Genomic DNA, 20,636 nt, shown 5'->3' with positions numbered 1-20,636 from the left:
CCGATCTCACGAGGCCATGTCATGGATGGCCTGCGCCCTGGCTTGGGGACAGGACGTCGTGAGGCGCAGTACCCCTACCTGCCGGGCGGTGAAGCCGATTCGGCCGGGAGTGCCAAGAAGCCCGTCTCCCGGGATGGGAGAAGAACCTTCTTGCTGTCGCGGACCGGTCGCCGCCCGGCCTCAGGCCGAGACTGCCAGCTTTTCCTGGTGGTAGCGGCGGATCGCGGCATACCACAGCGCCGCGGCCAAGCCGAGGCCCGCGGCCAGGTAGACCAGCCACTGTTGCGGCGCGATCGCCTCCTCGCGGATCACCTTGAGCAGCATCTGGTTCTGCGCCAGGAACGGCACCGCGAACATCCACAGCTGGTTCTTCACCGGACTGACCATCAGCACCACGGTCGGGACGATCGGCAGCAGGATCAGGATGCCGGTGTAGCTCTGCGCTTCCTTCACCGACTTGGCGCCGGCGGCGATGAAGGTCAGCAGGCTGCCGCCGAGGAACACCATCGGCAGCAGCACCAGCAGCATCACCGCCATTTCCCGGCCACCCATCGCCAGCTGCTTGGCGATCCCCGGCGCGAACGCCGCGCCGACGCGGAATGCCAGCAGCGTCAGCACCAGCGCGACCACGCCGACGCTGCACGCCGCGGCGATCTTGCCGCTGACGATCGCGCCGCGCCGTGCCGGCGTCGCCAGCAGCGGTTCCAGCGACTGCCGCTCGCGTTCGCCGGCGGTGGTGTCGAGCACCAGCTGCAGGCTGCCGATGAACGCGCCGAGGATCAGCAGGTACGGTAGCAGCATCGCCGCGAGCGTCGCGCCACGGGCCTCGGGCGTCGACAGGTCCTTGCGCGAAACCGTCAACGGCGCGGCGACGCCGGGATTGACGCCGCGCGCGAGCAGGCGCAGCGCCCCCACCTGCTGGCTGTACAGGCCGAGCACCGTTTCCAGCCGCTTGGCCGGGATCTCGGCGTCCTGGCGGGTGGAGTCGTGCACGATCTCCACCAGCGCCGGCGTGCCTTCGCGCCAATGGCTGGCGTAGTCGTCGCCGATCCGCAGGTAGACGTCCTCGTCCTGCGCGCGGATCGCCGCGTCCGGGTCGGCCACCTGCTTGTGTGTGATGCCCTGGCCGGCCAGCCAGGCCACCAGATTGGGCGCGTGCTCGGCGCCGACGATCGCGATCGCCAGCGGCTTTTCCATCTGCTCCTTGGCCTTGCTCTCGCCGATCGTGGCCATGCCCAGGAACAGCAGCGGCCCCAGCAGCGGCCCCAGCAGCAGGGTCAGCGCCAACGTGCGGCGGTCGCGCAGCAGCTCGCGCAGTTCCTTTTTCCAGACGATCCACAGCGCCTTCATGCGTGCAGCCCCTCTTCCGATCCGATCAGGCGGACGAAGGCGTCCTCCAGGTTGTCCTGCCCGGTCTGTGCGCGCAGCGCGTCGGCGCTGCCCTGCGCGACCACGCGCCCGTGCGCGATCACCACGATGCGGTCGCACAGCGCGGCGACCTCCTGCATGATGTGGCTGGAGAAGATCACGCAGCGGCCCTCGCCGCGCAGGCGCCGCAGGAAATCGCGCAGCCCGCGGGTGGTCATCACGTCCAGGCCGTTGGTCGGCTCGTCGAGGATCACGTTGCGCGGGTCGTGCACCAGCGCGCGCGCGATTGCGGTCTTGGTGCGCTGGCCCTGGCTGAAGCCCTCGGTCTGGCGGTCGAGGAAGTCGTCCATCTGCAGCGCGGCGGCAAGCGTCGCGGTCCGCTCGGCGATCAACGCCGGCGCCATGCCGTGCAGCTCGCCGAAGTAGCGGATGTTCTCGCGCGCGGTCAGGCGCTTGTACACGCCGCGGGCGTCGGGGAGCACGCCGAGCGCGCGGCGCGCGGCTTCCGCATTGGCCGCCACGTCCTTGCCGTCGACCAGCACGCGCCCGCTCTCGGGCTGCATCAGCGTGTACAGCATCCGCAAGGTGGTGGTCTTGCCGGCGCCGTTGGGGCCGAGCAAGCCGGTGATCTCGCCGTCGCGGGCCTCGAAGCCGACGTCGTCGACGGCGACCACGCGGGTCTTGTCCTTGCCGCGGCCGGGGAAGGTCTTGTGCAGGTGTTCTGCAACGATCATGTGCGTGGTCCTCTTGCGTGGGTGCGCACGGTGCTCACGGCTCCCAACCGTTGAACGAGGTGAAGGGCGGCACGTAGCCGAGCGTGTCCAGGCACTTGCCGTCGAGCGCCTTCGCGTCGGCGGTCTGCAGGAACTGCGCGAACAGCTTGGGCATGCAGCCGGCGCCGATCACGTTGTGGCCCTGGCCGCGCAGCACGAACAGGCGGCCGCGGGGCAGGGTCTTCAGCACCTCCTCGCCGTAGCGCGGGGGCGTCACCGGGTCGAATTCGCCGGCCAGCAGCAGCGCCGGCACGTCGCTGCGCAGCGGCTGGTGGAAGTCGGCGGGCATCGCGCCTTGCGGCCACAGCGCGCACTGCGCGCCGATGAACTCGGAGAACTGGTTGCCGAGCAGGGTGCCGTCCAGCGCCGGGTCGACCGCCAGGCCCGCGGCGTCCTCGCTGCACACCACCGACAGCTGCATGCCCATCGCCAGCTGCCCGGCGACGCTGTCGCCGAGCATGCGCGTCAGCGCCATGAGGCCGTCGTAGCGGCCGGCGGCGGCCTCGTGCAGCTGCAGCGGCAGCAGCGACGACACCAGCGGCATGTAGGCGTACAGCCGCATCAGACCGGCGACGGCGTCGGCGGTCAGCGGCTCCTCCTTCGATTCGCCGGTGGCCGAATCGCGGTAGCGCACCCGCGGCGGGTCGCGGCGCAGCGTCGTCATCAGCGCATCGAGCTGGTCGCGCGGATGACCGACGGCGGCGACGCACTGCGGCGACTGCTCGCAGCGGCCGAATTGCAGGTCGAGCGCATGTTCGAGGTTGGTGGCGAAGTCGTTGCCCAGGATCAGCGTGTTCGGTACGACCGAATCCAGCACCAGCGTGCGGGTGGCGGCGGGGTGGCGCATGGCGTACTGCTGCGCCACGCGGGTGCCGTAGGAGACGCCGAGCAGGTTCAGCTGCGGCACGCCCAGCGCCTTGCGCAGTTCGTCGAGGTCGCGCACGGCATCGGTGGTGGTGTAGAAGCGCAGATCCGCCGACTTCGACAGTTCGTCGCGGCAGCGCGCGGTCGCGTCGCGGACCGCTTCGGGGCTGGCGTCGAACGGCAGATCCTTGCCCGCCTCGCACTGCAGCGGGTTCGACTGCCCGGTGCCGCGCTGGTCGACGAGCACGACGTTGCGGTGCCTGAGTACCTCGCGGAACGCCGGCGCCACCTGCGGATAGACCTCGGTCGCCGCCTGGCCGGGACCGCCGGCGAGCAGGAACACCGGATCCGGGGCGACTTCGGCGCCCTCGCCCGGCGCGATCCAGGCGATATTGAGCTTGATGCGGCGGCCGTCGGGACGCGCTGGATCCTCGGCGACCTCATAGCTGCCGCACTGCGCTTCCACGTTCGCCGGCCCGAACTGCGGCGAAAGCGTGCACGGCGTGAACGCGATGCGGCCGTACAGGCGCGGCGGCGCGACGGCGGCGCGTGTCGCCGGCGCCGGCTTCGCGGCATCGGCCGCTTCGGCCTGCGTCTGCGCCGGGGGACTCGGGTGCTCGCGCCAGTAGCGGTAGCCCAACAGGCCGGCCGCGATCGCGATCGCGAGGATGAACCTGACTTTGCGGGACATCGGCAAGAGTCCTTGCGGGAGCGGGAACGTCGGTGGAAGGGAAGCGGGGAGCGCCTTGCGTTGCCGCGCTCAGCGGCCGCCGCGGCCGCGCAGCAGCCACGCGACGCCGAGGCCGATGAAGGCGAAGCCGACGCCGGTGAACGCAGGCTGGTGCCCGAGCCAGGCCACGGCGAGGAAGGCGACGCCGCTGCCGAGGTAGCCGAGGCCCGCGGCGCGCGGCTCCTTGCCGGCGGGCTTGCACGGGCCGGAACGCATTTTCGGGGCGGTCGGAACAGGCATCGTCGGCCTCACGCGTCGGGAATGAAGATCGCTTCGATCGGTTCGCCGAACAGCCGCGCCAGGCGGAACGCCAGCGGCAGGCTCGGGTCGTACTTGCCGGTCTCGATCGCGTTGACGGTCTGGCGCGACACGTCCAGGCGCTCGGCCAGTTCGCCCTGCGACCAGCCGAAGCGTTCGCGCAGCTCGCGGATGCGGCTGTCCATCGCTCAGCGGTACCGGCGCGCGACCACGGTCTTGACCAGCCCGTAGGCCAGGCAGACGAACGGGAACACCCAGAACATCGCCGGCCCCGCGGGAATGTCGATGACCTTCGCCATCTGCAGGAAGCCGCCGGCGAGATACAGCATGGACACGAGCGCGGTCGCCAGGCTCACCGACTCGAGCTCGATCTGCCGCTGCAGCTCGTCGGCGTCGCGGATGAAGCGCATCACCGCGCGCACGACCAGGGCGACCGGCGGCACGGGCAGCAGGGCGACGATCGCCCGCAGCATCGGCTCCTCGACCCGCTTGAGCAGCCACAGCGAGGCGAACAGGCCGAGCACGTAGGCGGCCATGGCCGGGGTGAACTCGCGCAGGTAGCGGCGGCGCAGGCTGGGGGTCGAGGCCTCGCAGCCGTCGGGGAGCCGCCAGCGCAGAAAGGCGGCGAACAGCAGGCCGAAGCCGGTGCCATACAGGATCCCCGCCAGGAACGGCGGCACGGTCCACAGGTGGGCCGCGGCGAGCGTGCCCAGGACGACCACCAGGGAGGCGCCGAGCAGGGCAGGGGCTTTGAGGGTCATGGCGGAAACGCTGTCAAGGAAACTTGACAGAAGTCTAGGGGCGCTCCGGCCAGACTGTCAAGCGTCCTTTACAGACATCCAGAGCCGTCCAGTGGATCGGCTCTACTTGCTGCTGACGTACTTCTCGCGGCGGATCTGCGCCACCCCCAGCCCGTCCGCCTTCAGTGCCTCGAAGCAGGCGTCGACCATGTTCGGGTTGCCGCACAGGTAGGCGATGTCGGTCGCCGGATTGGGCGCGAACTCGGGCAGCACCTGCTGCACGTAGCCGCGGCGCGCGTCGGCGTGCGGCGCTTCCGGCAGCTCGCGCGAAAAACACGGTACGAAGCGGAAGTGGCGCGGATGGCGCTCGGCGAAGGCGCGGAATTCGGCGCCGTACAGCAGTTCGGCCGGATTGCGCGCGCCGAACAGCAGCACCACCTCGACCCCGCGCTGCGCGATCAGCGCCTGCAGCTGCGGCAGCATCGCCCGGTACGGGGTGACGCCGGTGCCGGTGCCGATCAGCAGGTAGCGCGCATTGCGGTCGGCGGGCACCAGGCAGAAGCGGCCGTAAGGCCCGCTGGCGTCGATCCGGCCGCCGATCTCCAGGCCTTCGAACAACGCGGTCGCCGCGCCGCCGGCGACGTAGCTGACCGCGAGCTCGACCATCGCGTCCGCGCCGCGCGCCGGGTCGTGGATCGTCGCCAGCGAATACGAACGCCGGGTGGCGGTGCCGTCGGCGTAGTGGAAGTGCACCTGCAGGAACTGGCCGGGGATGAACGCCAGCGGCTGGCCGTCGTCGCGGGCGAAGGTCAGGTGGGCCACGCTCGGCGCCAGCATGCGGCGCGAGACGAGCTTCAGCGGGAAATGGGTGATGGCCAAGGCGTCGCGGCAGGGCGGCGGCCGAAGCGCGGCCGCGGGCCGCCTATACTACCGGCTTCGCCGCGTCCGCCGCGGCCACGAGTATCCGCATGGCTTCCGATTCCGCTGCCCCCGCGACCTCCGGCGCGGCCAGCGCCGCGCCGCCGGCGCTGTCGATCCGCGACCTGCGCAAGACCTACGACACCGGCGTGCAGGCGCTCAAGGGCGTGTCGCTGGAGGTCGCGCCCGGCGACTTCTACGCCCTGCTCGGCCCCAACGGCGCCGGCAAGTCGACCCTGATCGGCATCGTCAGCTCGCTGGTCAACAAGAGCTCCGGCGAGGTGCGCGTGTTCGGCGTCGACATCGCCCGCGAGCGCGGCGCGGCGATGCGCCTACTGGGGCTGGTGCCGCAGGAGCTGAACTTCAACATGTTCGAGAAGCCGCGCGACATCCTGGTCAACTACGCCGGCTTCTACGGCATCCCGCGGCGCGAGGCGCTGGCGCGCGCGGACGAGGAACTCGCGCGCGCGCACCTGTCGGACAAGGCCGACAGCATGTCGCGCACGCTCTCCGGCGGCATGAAGCGGCGGCTGATGATCGCCCGGGCGATGATGACCCGGCCGCGGCTGCTGATCCTGGACGAGCCCACCGCCGGCGTGGACATCGAGATCCGCCGCGGCATGTGGCGCACGCTGCGCGCGATCAACGCCGCCGGCACCACCATCATCCTCACCACGCACTACCTGGAGGAAGCCGAGAACCTGTGCCGCAACCTGGCGATCATCGACCACGGCACGATCGTCGAGCACGGGCCGATGCGCGAGCTGCTGGCCAAGCTCGACGTCGAGGGCTTCCTGTTCGACGTCGACGCGCCGTTGCCGGCGACGCTGCCGCGGATCGAGGGCGCGGCGCTGGTCGCGCGCGATCCCCACACCCTGGAGCTGGAGATGCCGCGGGCGATGGACCTCAACCGCGTGTTCGCGGCGCTGGACGCGGCCGCGATCCGGGTGCATTCGATGCGCACCAAGTCCAATCGCCTGGAGGAGCTGTTCGTGCGCCTGACCGGCGACGGCGCCACCGCGGCGGCCGCGTCCGGGGAGCGCGCGGCATGAACGCCGCAACCTCCGCCGCCGCGACGTCCGGCAACGCCCGCCGCAACTGGATCGCGCTGGGCACCATCGCCCGCCGCGAGGTGATGCGGATCCTGCGCATCTGGAGCCAGACGCTGGTGCCGCCGGCGATCACCATGACCCTGTACTTCCTGATCTTCGGCGGCCTGATCGGTTCGCGCATCGGCCGCATGGACGGGATCGGCTACATGGATTTCATCGTCCCCGGGCTGGTGATGATGAGCGTGATCCAGAACAGCTACGGCAACATCTCCTCCAGCTTCTTCGGCGCCAAGTTCGGCCGCCACGTCGAGGAACTGCTGGTCAGCCCGATGCCCGACTGGGTGATCCTGGGCGGCTACGTCGCCGGCGCGGTGCTGCGCGGGCTGATGGTGGGCGTGATCGTGCTGGCGATCGCGATGCTGTTCACCACCGTGCGCATCCCGCATCCGCTGGTGACCGTCACCACCGTCCTGCTCGGCGCGACGATCTTCTCGCTGGCCGGCTTCATCAACGCGGTGTTCGCCAAGAAGTTCGACGACGTCGCGATCGTGCCGGTGTTCATCCTGACCCCGCTGACCTACCTGGGCGGCGTGTTCTATTCGATCAAGCTGCTGCCCGGCTGGGCCGAGGCGGCGACCCACGCCAACCCGATCTTCTACATGGTCAACGCGTTCCGCTACGGCCTGCTGGACGTCAGCGACGTGCCGCTGGGGGTGGCCTACGCGCTGATGCTGGGCTTCGTCGCCGTGCTCACCGCGCTCAGCCTCTGGCTGCTCCGCCGCGGGGTCGGCCTGCGCAGCTGAGCGGCGCGCCGGTGGCGTATAACGCGCTCGTCGCCACCTTGCCCGGGAGCGTACCGATGCGCGGTTGCCGCTTCGCGCTTGTCCTCGCCATCCTCGCCGCCGCGGGCTGCGGCTCGCGCGGCGGCGATCCGGCGCCGCCGGCGCCGCTTGCGTCCGTGCCGGCGGCGGAGCACGGCAAGCTCGGCACCGACCAGGTCGGCGTCCTCAGCCCGGTGGCCGCGTTCGAGGGCGGCGGCGCGGACTGGCGGATCGAGATCCGTGCCGACGGCGGCCTGCGCCATGGCGTGCGCCTGCAGCGCGGCGCCACCGGCGACCCCGGCAGCGCGCGCTATCGCCCGGCCGCGGGCACGGCGGCGCCCGGGGAGCACCGGCTCGAGGGCACGCTCTACACCGCGAGCGGCGATCGCGCCATGCGCATCGAGCTGCAGCGCGGCGAGTGCCGCGATGCGGCGGCGCACACATGGCCCTGGCGGGTGCGGGTCGAGGTCGACGGCCTGCCGTCCCTGCACGGCTGCGGCGAGCTGGCGCAGTAGCGGGAACGGCGTCGGATGCAGGGAATACGCCGACCTGCGGATTCGGCCGTGGCGCCGGCGGCGCCTCAGCCCGGCGTCGGCAGCCGGAAAAACGCGCGCGCGGTGGCGGTGGTGTGCGCGGCGGCGGTGGCGACGTCCTCGCCGCGGTCGCGGGCGAGTTCCTCGACGATGTGCGCCAGGTACATCGGCTCGTTGCGCCGGTGCGCGGGTTGCGGTCGCACCGTGCGCGGCAGCAGGTACGGCGCATCGGTCTCGATCATCAGGCGGCCGGCCGGGATGCTGCGCACCAGTGCGCGCAGGTGCAGCCCGCGGCGTTCGTCGCACAGCCAGCCGGTGATGCCGATGTGCCAGTCGCGGTCGAGGTAGGCGAACAGTTCCTCGCGGCTGCCGGTGAAGCAGTGCACCACGGCCGCGCCGAGGCGGCCGTCGAATTCGTGCAGGATCGCGATGAAGTCGGCATGCGCGTCGCGCTGGTGCAGGAACAGCGGCTTGGGATTGCCGGCCGCGGCCAGGTCGGCGGCGATCTGCAGCTGGCGCTCGAACGCGCGGCGCTGCGCCGGCCGCGGCGCGAAGTCGCGGAAGTAGTCCAGCCCGCATTCGCCGACCGCGACCACCTGCGGATGCGCGTGCAGCGCGCGCAGGTCGGCGTCGCATTCGGCGGTGTACTCGGTCGCATGGTGCGGATGCACGCCGGCAGTGGCATAGAGCACGCCCGGGTGCGCCTGCGCCAGTGCCAGCGCCCTGGGCGAATGCTCGCGGCTGGCGCCGGTGACGATCAGCTGCGCGACCCCGGCCTCGCGCGCACGCTGCAGCACCGCGTCGCGATCGGGGTCGAAGCTGTCGTGGGTCAGGTTGGCGCCGATGTCGATCAGTTGCATGGGGCGATTGTACGGGGCGTGGAATGGGCCCCTGCGGGAATGCGCCAAGACAACAGCGCGCTGTCCGGCAATCGTGGCGTGAACGAGGCGGCGCCGGTCGGGGAATCGCATGGTTCTCCTGGCACGCCATTGCCTTCGAGCCGAGTCGCAGGCCATCCGCGCCGCGCTCCGCACTCCCGCCACGGTGCCCGCGACCGGGACCCCATATCCTTGGCGGGTGCGCTCCCCGACATTGCCCATCGCCGACCTGCTGCCGTCCATCCGCGCCAGCCTCGCCGCGCACCCGCGGCTGGTGCTGGAAGCGCCGCCGGGCGCCGGCAAGACCACGCAGGTGCCGCCGGCGCTGCTGGATGCGCCCTGGCTCGGCGGTCGCAGGATCGTGATGCTGGAGCCGCGCCGGGTCGCCGCGCGCGCCGCGGCCGGTTTCATGGCGCAGCAGCGCGGCGAAGCGGTGGGGGACACGGTCGGCTACCGCATCCGCTTCGAGCGCAAGGTCTCCGCACACACCCGGATCGAAGTCGTCACCGAGGGCATCCTGACGCGGATGCTGCAGGACGATCCGATGCTGGAGGGCATCGGCGCGCTGCTGTTCGACGAGTTCCACGAGCGCCACCTCGCCGCCGACCTCGGCCTGGCGCTGGCGCTGGACGTGCAGGCGTCGCTGCGCGCGGACCTGCGGATCGTGCTGATGTCGGCGACCCTGGACGGCGCGCGCCTGGCGCAGTTCCTCGACGCGCCGCGGCTGTCCAGCGCCGGGCGCAGCTTTCCGGTCGCGGTGGCGCACTTCCCCGCGCGCCGCGACGAGGCGCTGCAGCACCAGGTCCGGCGCGCGGTCGCGCACGCGCTCGCCGCGCATCCGGGCGACGTGCTGGTGTTCCTGCCCGGGCAACGCGAAATCGCGCGCACGCAGGCGTTGCTGGAAAGTCAGGCGGCTGCGGCGGGGGCAGCGCAATCGCAAGCGCGCCAGGGCGGGCGCGCGCCCGCGTCGGCACAGGCGCCTCCGTCCGCGCCGCTGCCGCCCGATGCCGGCCGGATCGAAGTCCTCGCCCTGCACGGCGAACTGCCGGTGGAGCGGCAGGCCTACGTGCTGCAGCCGGCGGCCGATGGCCGTCGCCGCGTGATCCTGGCGACCAACGTCGCCGAGTCCAGCGTCACCCTGCCCGGCGTGCGCGTGGTGGTGGACAGCGGGCTGGCGCGCGAGCCGCGTTTCGACCCCAACTCCGGGTTCTCGCGGCTGGAGGTGGTCGCCATCGCGCAGGCCTCGGCCGAGCAGCGCGCGGGCCGCGCCGGCCGTCTCGCCGCGGGCTGGGCCTACCGGTTGTGGCCGCCGTCGCAGCGGCTGGAGCCGCAGCGGCGCGCGGAGATCACGCAGGTCGACCTGTCCGGACTGGCGCTGGAACTGGCCGCCTGGGGCACGGCCGAGCTGCGCTTCGTCGAGCCGCCGCCGCCGGGCGCGCTGGCCGCCGGGCGCGACCTGCTGCGGCAACTGGGCGCGCTCGACGGCGAGGCGCCCACGCCGCTGGGCCGGCGCATGCTCGCGCTCGGCACCCATCCGCGGATCGCCGCGCTGCTGCTGGCGCCGCGCACGGATGCGGCGCGCGCGCTGGCCTGCGACCTGGCCGCGCTGCTGGAGGCGCGCGATCCGTTGCGCGGCGGCAGCCACGGCGATGCGTTGGCCACGCGCTGGCAGGCGTTGGCCGCGTTCCGCGCCGGCCGCGTCGATGCCGATGCCTCGCGCGCGGCGCTGGCCGCACTCGACACCGCGGCCGGACAGTGGCGGCGGCGCCTGCGCCTGGACGCGCCGCCGCCGCGCGCGGCCGCGCCGCACCAGCTCGGCGACTTGCTGCTGCATGCCTTCCCCGACCGGATCGGCTATCGCCACGCCGACGACCCCACCCGCTACCAGCTCGCCAACGGCCGCATGGCGCGGCTGTTCGACGACAGCGCCTTGCGCGGCGAGCCATGGCTGGTGGCCAGCGAACTGCGCTTCGAAGCCCGCGACGCACTGGTGCTGCGCGCCGCGCCACTGGACGAGACGCAGCTGCGGCGCGCGTTCCCGCAGCGCTTCAGCGAGGCCGACCACGTGCGCTGGGACCCGCAGCGGCGCGCACTGGTGGCGCAGCGCGAGCGCCGCTACGAGCGCATCGTGCTGGACGCGCGGCCGGCCGGGCGGGTCGACCCGGCGCAGGCGGCGCAGGCGCTGGTCGAGGCGGTGCGCACGCTGGGGCTGGAGGCGCTGCCCTGGAGCGAAAGCCTGCAGCAATGGCGCGCGCGGGTGGCATCGCTGCGGCACTGGCTGCCGGAGCAGGCGAGCGCACTGCCGGACCTGACCGATGCGGCGCTGCTGGCCGGCCTCGACAGCTGGCTGCGGCCCGCCTTCGCCGGCAAGACGCGGCTGGACGCGCTGACCCAGGACGAGTTCGCCGACGCCCTGCACGGCTTGCTGGACTGGACCGGGCGCCAGCGCCTCGAGCAGGCGGCGCCGGCGCGGATCCTCGTGCCCTCGGGCCTGCAGCGGCGCATCGACTATGCGCTCGAGCCCGACGGCACGCCGCGCTCGCCGGTGCTGGCGGTCAAGCTGCAGGAGCTGTTCGGCCTGGCCGAGACCCCGCGCATCGCCGACGGCCGGGTGCCGCTGACCCTGCATCTGCTGTCGCCGGCCGGCCGGCCGCTGCAGGTAACCCAGGACCTGCGCGGATTCTGGGAGCGCACCTGGCCGGAGGTGCGCAAGGAAATGAAGGGCCGCTATCCCCGGCATCCGTGGCCGGAAGACCCCTGGAACGCCCCCGCCACCCACCGCGCCAAGCCGCGCGGCCACTGACGCGGCCGGCGGGCGCACTGCAGTGCCCGCAGCCGCAGCGCTCACGTGTCATCGACGCCGGCCTGCCGACACTGGCGCTCTTCGCGCAGCCAGGATTCCGACGATGAACCACACCCTTGCCACTCTGCCCGGACGCGCGCGGCTGCTGGCCACCCAGGTCGGGAGCGGGATCCGCGATGCGGTTCCCGACAACGCGCTCAAGTGGGTCCAGACCGGCGCCGCGCTCGGCGTGCTGCGCAGCGGCAGCCGCCGCGCGACCCGGTTCGTGCGCCGGCATCCGCTGACGGTGGTGGCCGCGGCCGCGGCTGCCGGCGCCGGCCTGCTCTGGTACGCGGCGCAGCGCCGGGCCCGGCAGGCCGAGGAAGCCGGCGGCGCCCCCCTCGAGGGCGAGGCGACGCGGGTCGAGGCCCGGCGTGCCGACGGCACCCGCAGCGCCCGCAAGCGGACTGCCCCGCGGCGCGGCAAGACGGCGGCCGGCAGCTGACGCCGGGGTTGGTTCAGTCCGCGACGGCGGAGTCCGCGGCCACCGGCAGTTCGACCACGAAGCGCGCCCCGCCGCCTTCGCGGTCCTCGTACCAGAGATTGGCCCCGTAGTCGGCGAGGATGTGCTTGGCCAGCGACAGCCCCAGGCCGCTGGACAGGCCGTCCGCCGGGTCCTCCTCGCTCAGGCGCACGAACGGCTTGAACAACTGCTGCTGGCGCAGCGCCGGGATGCCGGGGCCGCGATCCTCTACCAGCAGCTGCCAGAACCCCGGCGCGCCGCTGCGTACCGACAATTCGATCTCGCTGCCGGGCGCGTACTTCATGGCATTGCTGACCAGGTTCTCGACCACCTGGCGCAGCACCAGGCCGTCGATCGCAACCCGGCTCGGGGTTGCGGGCGCCTGTATCCGCATGCGCTGGCCGCGGCTTTCCAGTTGCGGTTCGTAGCGCTGCAGCAGCCAGTCCAGCACCTCCTGCAGGCGGGTGCAGGCGTTGCGGCTGCGGCGCGGCGCGGCGCTGCGGGCCTGGGTCTCCAGGTAGCGGCGGATGTAGCCCAGGGCGTCGGCGGCGCTGTCGTGGATGATCTCCAGGTAACGCGACACGCGTTCGGGCCGGCAGCCGCCGCTGCGCAGCACGTCGCTGGCGAACAGCACGCTGCCGAGCGGGTTCTTGAGGTCGTGCGCGACCAGGTTGACCAGTTCCTGGCGCTGGCGGGCGACGCGCTCCAGGCGGTCGCGGGCGAGCTTGAGGCCGACGTGCGCGGCGACCCGCGCCAGCAGTTCTTCGGGGATGAACGGCTTGGTGACGTAGTCGACCGCGCCGGCGTCGAAGGCGCGCAGCAGCATGCCCCGGTCCTGCGCGGCGGTGAGGAAAATCGTCGGCGGCGCGTCCAGCCCCGGCGTCCGGCGCAGCTGCGCCAGCAGATCGAAGCCGTCCATGCCCGGCATCATCATGTCCAGCAGCAGCAGGTCCGGAACCTGCGCCGTCGCCAGCGCCAGCGCTTCCTCGCCGTTGCCCGCGGTGGTGACGTCGTAGCCGTGGCGCGAGAGCAGCGTGCTGACCGCGCGCAGGTTGGCCGGCTGGTCGTCCACGACCAGGATCCTGCCGGATGTCGTCGCCGGTATGGACATGCGCTGTCGTCGTCTCCGAAGCGCGGCGCACCGTCCGTGGCGGGCGCAGCGATGCGCTGAAGGTAGCAGAATCGGCGCGGCGGATCGGCGGCGGCCTACAGCGCTTGCCAGGCGCCGGGCGCGAGCGCGCCGAGCCGGTGCGCGCCGATCGCCACCCGCACCAGCCGCAGCGTCGGCAGCCCGACCGCGGCGGTCATCCGCCGCACCTGGCGGTTGCGGCCTTCGCGGAGCGTCAGTTCCAGCCAGGCGTCGGGTACGGTCTTGCGGTAGCGCACCGGCGGGTCGCGCGGCCACAGCGCGGGCGCGGCGATGCGGCGGGCCCGCGCCGGCCGGGTCGGCCCGTCCTTCAGCGCCACCCCGTCGCGCAGTGCCGCCAGCTGCGCCGCGTCCGGCACGCCTTCCACCTGCACCCAGTAGGTCTTGGGCCGCTTGTGGCGCGGATCGGTGAGCCGGTGCGCGAGCGCACCGTCGTCGGTCAGCAGCAGCAGGCCTTCGGAGTCGTAGTCCAGACGGCCGGCCGGATACACCCCCGGCGGCAGGCCGAACGCGGCCAGCGTGCGCCGCGGCGTCGCGCTGCGGTCGGTGAACTGGCACAGCACGCCGTAGGGTTTGTTGAAGGCGATCAGCATCAGCCGGTCGCCGCGTCGTCGCGTGCCTGCGCGTGCAACCAGTCGCGGAAGGCCAGTAGCCCGCGATGGTCGGCCGAGCGCGGCGGATACACCAGGTAATGCGCGAAGTCGCTGGGCAGGCGCTGCTCGCTGAGCACCACCAGCTGCCCGGCTTCGACCAGCGAGCGCGAACGCACCATGCGCGCGAGCGCGACGCCCATGCCGGCGACCGCGGCGCGGTGCAGCGATTCCAGGTCGTCGAAGCTGGCGACGTAGCGCGCCGGCGCGTGGCCGCCGTGGCGCGCGAACCAGACCTCCCAGTGCGTGGCGTCGCTTTCGCCCAGCAGCGGCCACTGGTGCAGCGTGGCCGCGGTCGGCATGCCGTGGCGCGCGAGCAATGCCGGACTCGCGACCGGCGCCAGGGACTCGTCGAGCAGGTGCTCGGCGGTGACGCCGGGCCAGCGGCCCGGCCCCATGCGCAGCGCCGCATCCACGCCCGGATCGCGATCGAAATCCACCAGCCGTTCCGACGACAGCAGGCTGAGCTGCAATTGCGGATGCGCGGCGAGGAAGCCGCCGAGCCGCGGCACCAGCCACCCCGAGGCCAGCGACGGCAGCACGCTGATGGTCAGCACGTCGTCGCGCCGCGCGGTCGCCGGACGCACCGCCTCGGCCAGCGCGTCGAGATGCGGGCCGATGCGCGCCAGCAGCCGCTCGCCGTCCGCGGTGAGCCGGACCCCGCGCGGACCACGGTCGAACAGGCGCCGCCCCAGACGCTCCTCGAGGCCACGGATCTGATGGCTCAGGGCGCTGACCGTGAGGTGCTGCGCCGCCGCCGCACGCGTGAGGTTGCTGCTGCGGGCAGCCGCGGCAAAACCGCTCAGGGCATGCAGGGGCAGACGGTTCATCTTGAATCCGATTCAAGCCAGCATTGCAGGAATGTCGCTTTTCCAGCGGGAATCATGCGCCCAGGCTTGTCCTCACTTCAACAGGGCACCCCACGCCCACGAGGAGGAAAACCGCCATGAACCGCATCTTCAAGGAATTGCTGTCGCTGCACGGCTACCCGCTGCCGTTCGAATCCAGCGAAACCGTGGCCGAGCGCAAGGCCGCCGACGCGGCCGCCTTCGGCCCCCGCTACGGCAACCGCGCCGCGGCTGCCCGCCTGTTCGGAAGCACCGGGGCCGGGAGCGCGCGCCCCGCGGACCCCGTCGCCCCCGGCTGCGCCCTGGGCGCCTGCGGCTGAACGGATCCGGGCCGGCAACACTGTGTTGCCGGCCCGCACCTGCCGGTACCTGCGCCGCACCCCCATTCATGGGGCAGGTCCATTCCGACCTGCCCCCAAGGAGGCCGCCATGAAGCAATTCCTCGCGTCCGTGCTGCTGCACGGCTACCCGCTGCCGTTCGAGTCCATCGAGGGCGTGCTGGCCAAGACCGGCGCGCAGCCCGCCCCACGCCGGCAACGGCCGGCGGGCCGGACCCGCCGGGCCGCCGCCGTCGGCAGGGCTACAGCGCGCCCAGCGCGGCGTTGAAGGTCGCGCTGGGGCGCATCGCCGCGGCCATCCGCTCGCGGTCGGGGCGGTAGTAGCCGCCGATGTCCACTGCCTGACCCTGCACCGCGATCAGCTCGCCGACGATCGCCTGTTCGTTGTCGGCGAGCGCCTGGGCCAGGGGCGCGAAGCGCGCCTGCAGCGCCGCGTCCGCGGTCTGCGCCGCCAGTGCCTGCGCCCAGTACAGCGCCAGGTAGAAGTGACTGCCGCGGTTGTCGATCCCGCCGAGCTTGCGGCTCGGCGACTTGTCGGTGTCGAGGAACTTGGCGTTGGCCGCGTCCAGGGTGTCGGCCAGCACCTTCGCGCGCGCGTGGCCGGTGCTGTCGGCCAGGTGCTCCAGCGAGGCCGCCAGCGCCAGGAACTCGCCCAGCGAATCCCAGCGCAGGTAGTTCTCGGCCAGGAACTGCTGCACGTGCTTGGGCGCCGAGCCGCCGGCGCCGGTCTCGAACAGGCCACCGCCGGCCATCAGCGGCACGATCGACAGCATCTTGGCGCTGGTGCCCAGCTCCATGATCGGGAACAGGTCGGTGAGGTAGTCGCGCAGCACGTTGCCGGTGACCGAGATCGTGTCGAGCGCGCGCCGCGCGCGCGCCAGGGTCATGCGCATGGCCTCCTGCGGCGGCAGGATGCGGATGTCCAGGCCCTTGGTGTCGTGCTCGCCCAGGTAGCGCTCGACCTTGGCGATCACCTGCGCGTCGTGCGCGCGCGCCGGGTCCAGCCAGAACACCGCTGGCGTGCGCGACAGCCGCGCGCGGGTCACTGCCAGCTTGACCCAGTCGCGGATCGGCGCGTCCTTGGTCTGGCACATGCGCCAGATGTCGCCGGCTTCCACCGCGTGCTCCATCAGCGCGTTGCCGGCCTGGTCGAGCACGCGCACGCGGCCGGCGGCCGGGATCCGGAAGGTCTTGTCGTGGCTGCCGTATTCCTCGGCCTGCTGCGCCATCAGGCCGACATTGGGCACGCTGCCCATGATCGCCGGGTCGAACGCGCCGTGCGCCTTGCAATCCTCGATCACCACCTGGTAGATGCCGGCGTAGCAGCGGTCCGGGATCACCGCCTTGGTGTCCTGCTGCTGGCCGGCCGCGTTCCACATCCGGCCCGAGTCGCGGATCATCGCCGGCATCGAGGCGTCGACGATCACGTCGCTGGGCACGTGCAGGTTGGTGATGCCCTTGTCGGAGTCGACCATCGCCAGCGCCGGGCGCTGCGCGTACAGCGCGGCGATGTCGGCCCGGATCTGCGCGGCGGTGTCGGCCGGCAGCGCCGGCAGCCGCGCGTACAGGTCGCCGATGCCGTTGTCCGGATCGAAGCCGGCCGCCTCCAGCGCCGCGGCGTGCTTGTCCAGCACCGGCGCGTAGAACGCGCGCACCGCAGTGCCGAAGATGATCGGGTCGGAGACCTTCATCATCGTCGCCTTCAGGTGCAGCGAGAACAGCACCTCCTGGCGCCGGGCGTCGGCGATCTGCGCGTCGAGGAACGCCGCCAGTGCGCGCACGCTCATCACCGAGGCGTCGAGCAACTCGCCGGCCTGCACCGCGAGGCCGGTGCGCAGCATGTGCCGGCGGCCGTCCTGGCCGAGCAGTTCGATCGCCACGCTGCCGGCCTGCGCCACCAGCACCGACTGCTCGCTGCCGTAGAAGTCGCCGGCGTCCATGTGCGCGACATGGGTCCTGGAGTCGGCGCGCCAGGCGCCCATCCGGTGCGGGTGCTTGCGTGCGTAATTCTTCACCGACAGCGGCGCGCGGCGGTCGGAGTTGCCCTCGCGCAGCACCGGGTTGACCGCGCTGCCCTTGACCTTGTCGTAGCGCGCCTTGACCGCGCTGTCCTGCTCGCTGCGCGGCTCCTCCGGATAGTCGGGCAGCGGGTAGCCCTGGCGCTGCAGTTCCGCGATCGCGGCCTTGAGCTGCGGCAGCGAGGCGCTGATGTTGGGCAGCTTGATGATGTTGGCCGCCGGCGTGGTCGCCAGCCGGCCGAGCTCGGCGAGGTCGTCGCCGACCCGCTGCGCGTCGCTCAGCGCGTCGGGGAACTGCGCCAGGATCCGCGCCGCCAGCGAGATGTCGCGCGGCTCCACCGCGATCCCGGCGGCACCGGCGAAGGCCTGCACGATCGGCAACAGCGACTGCGTGGCCAGCAGCGGGGCTTCGTCGGTCAGGGTGTAGAGGATCTTCGGGGCGTCGGACATCGTCGGCTCGTGGCTGGGCGGGGATGGGGGAGCAGCGGATCGCGCGGGCGCGCAGGGCCGCCGCACGGGCGTGCCGCCTGCGGCGCGGGCGTGCGTCCATTGTCGCGGTTCGCGGCGGTTCCGGCAAAAGTCCGGCGGCAGCGGAGCGCGACCTGGGTGCGGTTTCGCACCTGCGCCGCGGTTGTGCTGCAGGCTATTCCGGCACCTGTGGGACAAGAGCTCTGGATCGGCTTCGGCAGGAGTCGCCACCCGGCGGGCTGGGGTGTTGCGCCCTCCTGACGACGTGCTGCCTTTAAGCCGGGGCGCAAGCCCCATTGATGGCCTGACCTGGGGAGATCGGCTTCGGCAGGAGTCGCCGCCCGGCGGGCTGGGGTGCTGCGCCCTCCTGACGACGTGCTGTCTTTAAGTCGGGGCGCAAGCGCCATTGATGGCCTGACCTGGGGAGATCGGCTTCGGCAGGAGTCGCCGCCCGGCGGGCTGGGGGTGCTGCGCCCTCCTGACGACCTCCTGTCTTTAAGTCGGGTCGTGGACCATCCTGGTCCACTCTCCGCACCCCCAGCCCGCCGGACGGCGACTGCACGAGCTTGGAGGTTCGTCGCTTCGGCTGGTTGTTCCCACGCACGCCGACTCACTTGCCAGAAGCCGGTGGCCCGGCCTGTGCGGGACCGTCGGCGGCATGGATGCCGCCGAGGAGCCTACAGGGACGTATTCACGGCGTGTCCCGCACAGGCCGGGCCGCCGGCTTCCACCACGGAAGCTTCCGCGCTTGAAGGAAAGTCTTTACCGCGTGTCCCGCAAGCCGGGAGCCGCCGGCTTTCACGCCGACGCGGACGAGGGCAGCCGAGTCATGGCGCGACGCGACGGGGATCGAAAGCGGAAATCGCGCTTGCTGCCTTGGCAAGAGCATCGACCGTGGACATGGCCCTGGGCTGCCATGCGGCACGGTTTCCCGACACGCGGGGTGGGGAGCGCAAAAGTCGGTGCCGCTGGCCGGTAGCGCACTGTTTCCGGCACGCGGGGTGAGGGATCGTTGCGGATGGTCGAACAAAAGGCGCGGCCGTGGCCGCGCCTTTTCGGGAACGTTCCGGTCCCGGGCGCAGGGGCGCCGCCTACTTGACCTCGAACTCGCGGCTCTGCAGCACCATGCCGCCGGAGGAGATCTCCAGCATGTAGTTGCCGGCCGGCCAGCCGTCGGGCTTGCTGAAGCTGAAGTCGGTGACCTGCGGCCCGGCCGCGACCGACAGGTTCTGGCTGTCCACCGGCTGCTTGTCGGGGCCGAAGCTCAGGCTTGCGGTGAGCTCGCCGGCGCTGCCGCCGTCGGTGGCGACCGAGGCGTGGATGGTGTCGGTTTTGGCGAAGCTGGTCATCGGCGCGGCGACGCGGTTGTCGGGGCCGACGGCGTTGCCCAGGTCGACGGTGGTGACGCTGAGCGCCGCCGGCGCGGGCATCGGAGCCGGTTCCATCGGCGCCGGCGCGGCGGGTGCGGGTTCGTTGGCCGGGGGCGGGGCCATCGCGGTGTCGTCGGCCGGTTTCTTGCAGCCGGCCAGCGCCAGGCTGGCGCACAGCGCGGCCGCGATCGCGGAAGTCGGGAAAGGACGGGTCATGGGGGTTCTCCGCTGGGGGAAGGGAATCCGGGGGAAGGGAATCAGTCGATCGCCGGGAGCTTGAGCACCTGCCCGGGGTGGATCAGGTCGGGGTCGTCGAGCTGGTCGCGATTGGCGTCGAAGATCGCGTGCCAGCGGCTGGCCTTGCCGTAGTGGTGCTGGGCGATCGCCGACAGGGTGTCGCCCTTGCGCACGGTATAGGTCTGCATGCCGGCCGCGGGGCCGCCGGCGGGGACGGTGTCGGCGTCGCTGCGGACGTTGGAGAAGTCGGGCGTGCCGGGGCCGCCGCCGCCACCGCGGCCGCCGGGGACGGTGTCGGCGTGGCTGCGGACGTTGGAGAAATCCGGCTTGTCGCCGCCGGCGTGCTTGCTCGGCCGCAACGACAGGGCGTCGGGATCTTTCGGGTTCTGCGGGGACATGGGGGCCTCCTGCGCCGTTCTTGGCGCGCGCAGGCTCCCACGGCCCGTGTTAACGAGGGATCGCGCCGGCGTGAAGCCCGCTCACGCGGTCGTCATTGCCGCGGGTCGCGCGCGGGCGCGGGCAGTGTCTGCCCGGGCGTGGCGCGCCAGGGATTGATGTCCAGGCCGCCGCGGCGGGTGTAGCGCGCCTCCACCGACAGCGATTGCGGCCGGCAGCGCGCCAGCAGGTCGACGAAGATGCGTTCCACGCATTGCTCGTGGAATTCGGCGTGGTCGCGGAAGGACACCAGGTAGCGCAGCAGGCCGTCGCGCCCGATCCGCGGACCGCGGTAGGCGATGCGCACGCTGGCCCAGTCCGGCTGGCCGGTCACCGGGCAATTGGACTTGAGCAGGTCCGAGCGCAGGGTTTCCTCGACCACGGCGTCCGCCGCGGCCACCAGGTAGTCGCGGTTCGGCGGGCCGTAGTCGTCGATGTCGAGGTCCAGCGTGTCGAGCAGGACGCCCGCATCGGCCTCGGCGTCGAGCGGCGGCAGCCCGGCGCGCACGGCGACCGGGCCGCCGGCCGCCTGCGACAGGTCGGCGGCGATCCGCGCGCGCACCGCCGCGGCATCGTCGAAACGCGTCGCGTTGAACGCGTTGAGGTAGAGCTTGAGCGACTTGGATTCGATCAGCCGCGGCGTGTCCGCCGGCACGGTGAGCGTCAGCGTGGCGACCTGCGGCTTGCCGCGCGGGTCCAGCCACGACAGCTCGTAGGCGTGCCAGCGGTCGACGCCGATGAACGGCAACGCGGCGCCGTCCGCCAGGCCGAGCTGCGCGCGGCCCTGCGCGCGCGGGATCGGGTACAGCAAGGCGGGGTCGTAGGCGCGCGGATAGGCGACGGCGCGGCCCAGCGGCAGCTCGGGCATGGTCATGGCGCGATGGT

The 20,636-nt window shown here is 72.4% G+C and carries 22 protein-coding genes; 7 read left to right on the top strand and 15 right to left on the bottom strand.

Annotated elements, in window-relative coordinates:
- Window positions 1–180: 180 nt before the first annotated feature.
- From D0Y53_RS03625 to D0Y53_RS03595, 7 genes are all read right to left on the bottom strand, one after another.
- The gene (locus D0Y53_RS03625; RefSeq protein WP_117201853.1) at window positions 181–1,350 is read right to left on the bottom strand and encodes an ABC transporter permease; all 1,170 of its coding nucleotides are present in this window, start codon (window positions 1,348–1,350) and stop codon (window positions 181–183) included.
- Window positions 1,347–2,102 (bottom strand): ABC transporter ATP-binding protein, encoded by a 756-nt coding sequence (locus D0Y53_RS03620; RefSeq protein WP_117201852.1) that lies wholly within the window; start codon window positions 2,100–2,102, stop codon window positions 1,347–1,349. Before D0Y53_RS03620 ends, D0Y53_RS03625 begins: the two co-directional genes overlap by 4 nt.
- Before the next feature lie 34 nt (window positions 2,103–2,136).
- On the bottom strand, window positions 2,137–3,696 hold the full coding sequence (locus tag D0Y53_RS03615) for an alpha/beta hydrolase (protein WP_117201851.1): 1,560 nt from the start codon (window positions 3,694–3,696) through the stop codon (window positions 2,137–2,139).
- Window positions 3,697–3,765: 69 nt separating this feature from the next.
- Window positions 3,766–3,951, bottom strand: a complete 186-nt coding sequence (locus tag D0Y53_RS03610; protein WP_117201850.1) for an MFS transporter — start codon at window positions 3,949–3,951, stop codon at window positions 3,766–3,768.
- A gap of 32 nt (window positions 3,952–3,983) precedes the next feature.
- On the bottom strand, window positions 3,984–4,178 hold the full coding sequence (locus D0Y53_RS03605) for a helix-turn-helix transcriptional regulator (RefSeq protein ID WP_117201849.1): 195 nt from the start codon (window positions 4,176–4,178) through the stop codon (window positions 3,984–3,986).
- A gap of 3 nt (window positions 4,179–4,181) precedes the next feature.
- Window positions 4,182–4,754, bottom strand: coding sequence for a hypothetical protein (locus tag D0Y53_RS03600; RefSeq protein WP_117201848.1), 573 nt, complete (start codon window positions 4,752–4,754; stop codon window positions 4,182–4,184).
- Window positions 4,755–4,856: 102 nt separating this feature from the next.
- The gene (locus D0Y53_RS03595; RefSeq protein WP_267896045.1) at window positions 4,857–5,612 is read right to left on the bottom strand and encodes an FAD-binding oxidoreductase; all 756 of its coding nucleotides are present in this window, start codon (window positions 5,610–5,612) and stop codon (window positions 4,857–4,859) included.
- An 89-nt stretch (window positions 5,613–5,701) separates the two neighbouring features.
- Between D0Y53_RS03595 and D0Y53_RS03590 the strand changes: the two genes are divergently transcribed.
- The 3 genes from D0Y53_RS03590 to D0Y53_RS03580 are packed head-to-tail and all read left to right on the top strand — an operon-like array spanning window position 5,702 to window position 8,039.
- Entirely contained in the window at window positions 5,702–6,703 is a 1,002-nt protein-coding gene (locus D0Y53_RS03590; RefSeq protein ID WP_117201847.1) for an ABC transporter ATP-binding protein, read from the top strand.
- The gene (locus tag D0Y53_RS03585) at window positions 6,700–7,506 is read left to right on the top strand and encodes an ABC transporter permease (protein WP_117201846.1); all 807 of its coding nucleotides are present in this window, start codon (window positions 6,700–6,702) and stop codon (window positions 7,504–7,506) included. Before D0Y53_RS03590 ends, D0Y53_RS03585 begins: the two co-directional genes overlap by 4 nt.
- A gap of 56 nt (window positions 7,507–7,562) precedes the next feature.
- The gene (locus D0Y53_RS03580; protein ID WP_117201845.1) at window positions 7,563–8,039 is read left to right on the top strand and encodes a hypothetical protein; all 477 of its coding nucleotides are present in this window, start codon (window positions 7,563–7,565) and stop codon (window positions 8,037–8,039) included.
- 65 nt (window positions 8,040–8,104) lie between these two features.
- Here the strand turns inward: D0Y53_RS03580 and D0Y53_RS03575 are convergent, their stop codons facing one another.
- Window positions 8,105–8,917 carry a TatD family hydrolase gene (locus tag D0Y53_RS03575; protein WP_117201844.1) on the bottom strand — a complete coding sequence of 271 codons (813 nt, stop codon included), beginning with the start codon at window positions 8,915–8,917 and terminating at the stop codon, window positions 8,105–8,107.
- Between the two features lie 217 nt (window positions 8,918–9,134).
- Between D0Y53_RS03575 and hrpB the strand changes: the two genes are divergently transcribed.
- A complete protein-coding gene (hrpB, locus tag D0Y53_RS03570) occupies window positions 9,135–11,738 on the top strand; it encodes an ATP-dependent helicase HrpB (protein ID WP_233511629.1) in 2,604 nt (867 codons plus the stop codon).
- 103 nt (window positions 11,739–11,841) lie between these two features.
- Complete coding sequence (locus tag D0Y53_RS03565) at window positions 11,842–12,222, top strand: hypothetical protein (protein ID WP_117201842.1); 381 nt, start codon at window positions 11,842–11,844, stop codon at window positions 12,220–12,222.
- 13 nt (window positions 12,223–12,235) lie between these two features.
- On the opposite strand, the gene D0Y53_RS03560 is transcribed toward D0Y53_RS03565, so the two are convergent.
- From D0Y53_RS03560 to D0Y53_RS03550, 3 genes are all read right to left on the bottom strand, one after another.
- Window positions 12,236–13,312, bottom strand: a complete 1,077-nt coding sequence (locus D0Y53_RS03560) for a hybrid sensor histidine kinase/response regulator (protein WP_233511628.1) — start codon at window positions 13,310–13,312, stop codon at window positions 12,236–12,238.
- A 134-nt stretch (window positions 13,313–13,446) separates the two neighbouring features.
- Window positions 13,447–13,980, bottom strand: coding sequence for a pseudouridine synthase (locus D0Y53_RS03555; protein WP_117201840.1), 534 nt, complete (start codon window positions 13,978–13,980; stop codon window positions 13,447–13,449).
- Window positions 13,980–14,867, bottom strand: coding sequence for a LysR substrate-binding domain-containing protein (locus D0Y53_RS03550; RefSeq protein WP_117201839.1), 888 nt, complete (start codon window positions 14,865–14,867; stop codon window positions 13,980–13,982). Before D0Y53_RS03550 ends, D0Y53_RS03555 begins: the two co-directional genes overlap by 1 nt.
- Window positions 14,868–14,983: 116 nt before the next feature.
- On the opposite strand from D0Y53_RS03550, the gene D0Y53_RS03545 reads away from it, so the two are divergent.
- Together D0Y53_RS03545 and D0Y53_RS12825 are read left to right on the top strand one after the other, a co-directional pair.
- A complete protein-coding gene (locus tag D0Y53_RS03545) occupies window positions 14,984–15,205 on the top strand; it encodes a hypothetical protein (protein ID WP_117201838.1) in 222 nt (73 codons plus the stop codon).
- A 109-nt stretch (window positions 15,206–15,314) separates the two neighbouring features.
- Window positions 15,315–15,491, top strand: coding sequence for a hypothetical protein (locus tag D0Y53_RS12825; protein WP_158550563.1), 177 nt, complete (start codon window positions 15,315–15,317; stop codon window positions 15,489–15,491).
- On the opposite strand, the gene D0Y53_RS03540 is transcribed toward D0Y53_RS12825, so the two are convergent.
- The 4 genes from D0Y53_RS03540 to queF form a co-directional block, all read right to left on the bottom strand.
- Window positions 15,466–17,691 (bottom strand): NADP-dependent isocitrate dehydrogenase, encoded by a 2,226-nt coding sequence (locus D0Y53_RS03540; protein ID WP_117201837.1) that lies wholly within the window; start codon window positions 17,689–17,691, stop codon window positions 15,466–15,468. The genes D0Y53_RS12825 and D0Y53_RS03540 overlap by 26 nt on opposite strands.
- 1,109 nt (window positions 17,692–18,800) lie before the next feature.
- A complete protein-coding gene (locus D0Y53_RS03535) occupies window positions 18,801–19,295 on the bottom strand; it encodes a hypothetical protein (RefSeq protein ID WP_117201836.1) in 495 nt (164 codons plus the stop codon).
- A gap of 41 nt (window positions 19,296–19,336) precedes the next feature.
- Window positions 19,337–19,714, bottom strand: coding sequence for a LysM peptidoglycan-binding domain-containing protein (locus tag D0Y53_RS03530; RefSeq protein WP_117201835.1), 378 nt, complete (start codon window positions 19,712–19,714; stop codon window positions 19,337–19,339).
- A gap of 92 nt (window positions 19,715–19,806) precedes the next feature.
- On the bottom strand, window positions 19,807–20,625 hold the full coding sequence (gene queF, locus D0Y53_RS03525) for an NADPH-dependent 7-cyano-7-deazaguanine reductase QueF (protein ID WP_117201834.1): 819 nt from the start codon (window positions 20,623–20,625) through the stop codon (window positions 19,807–19,809).
- Window positions 20,626–20,636 lie beyond the last annotated feature (11 nt).

The sequence above is a fragment of the Cognatiluteimonas weifangensis genome, assembly GCF_003416885.1.
GTDB lineage: Bacteria > Pseudomonadota > Gammaproteobacteria > Xanthomonadales > Xanthomonadaceae > Cognatiluteimonas > Cognatiluteimonas weifangensis.
This window is presented reverse-complemented; position numbering and strand designations above follow the sequence as displayed.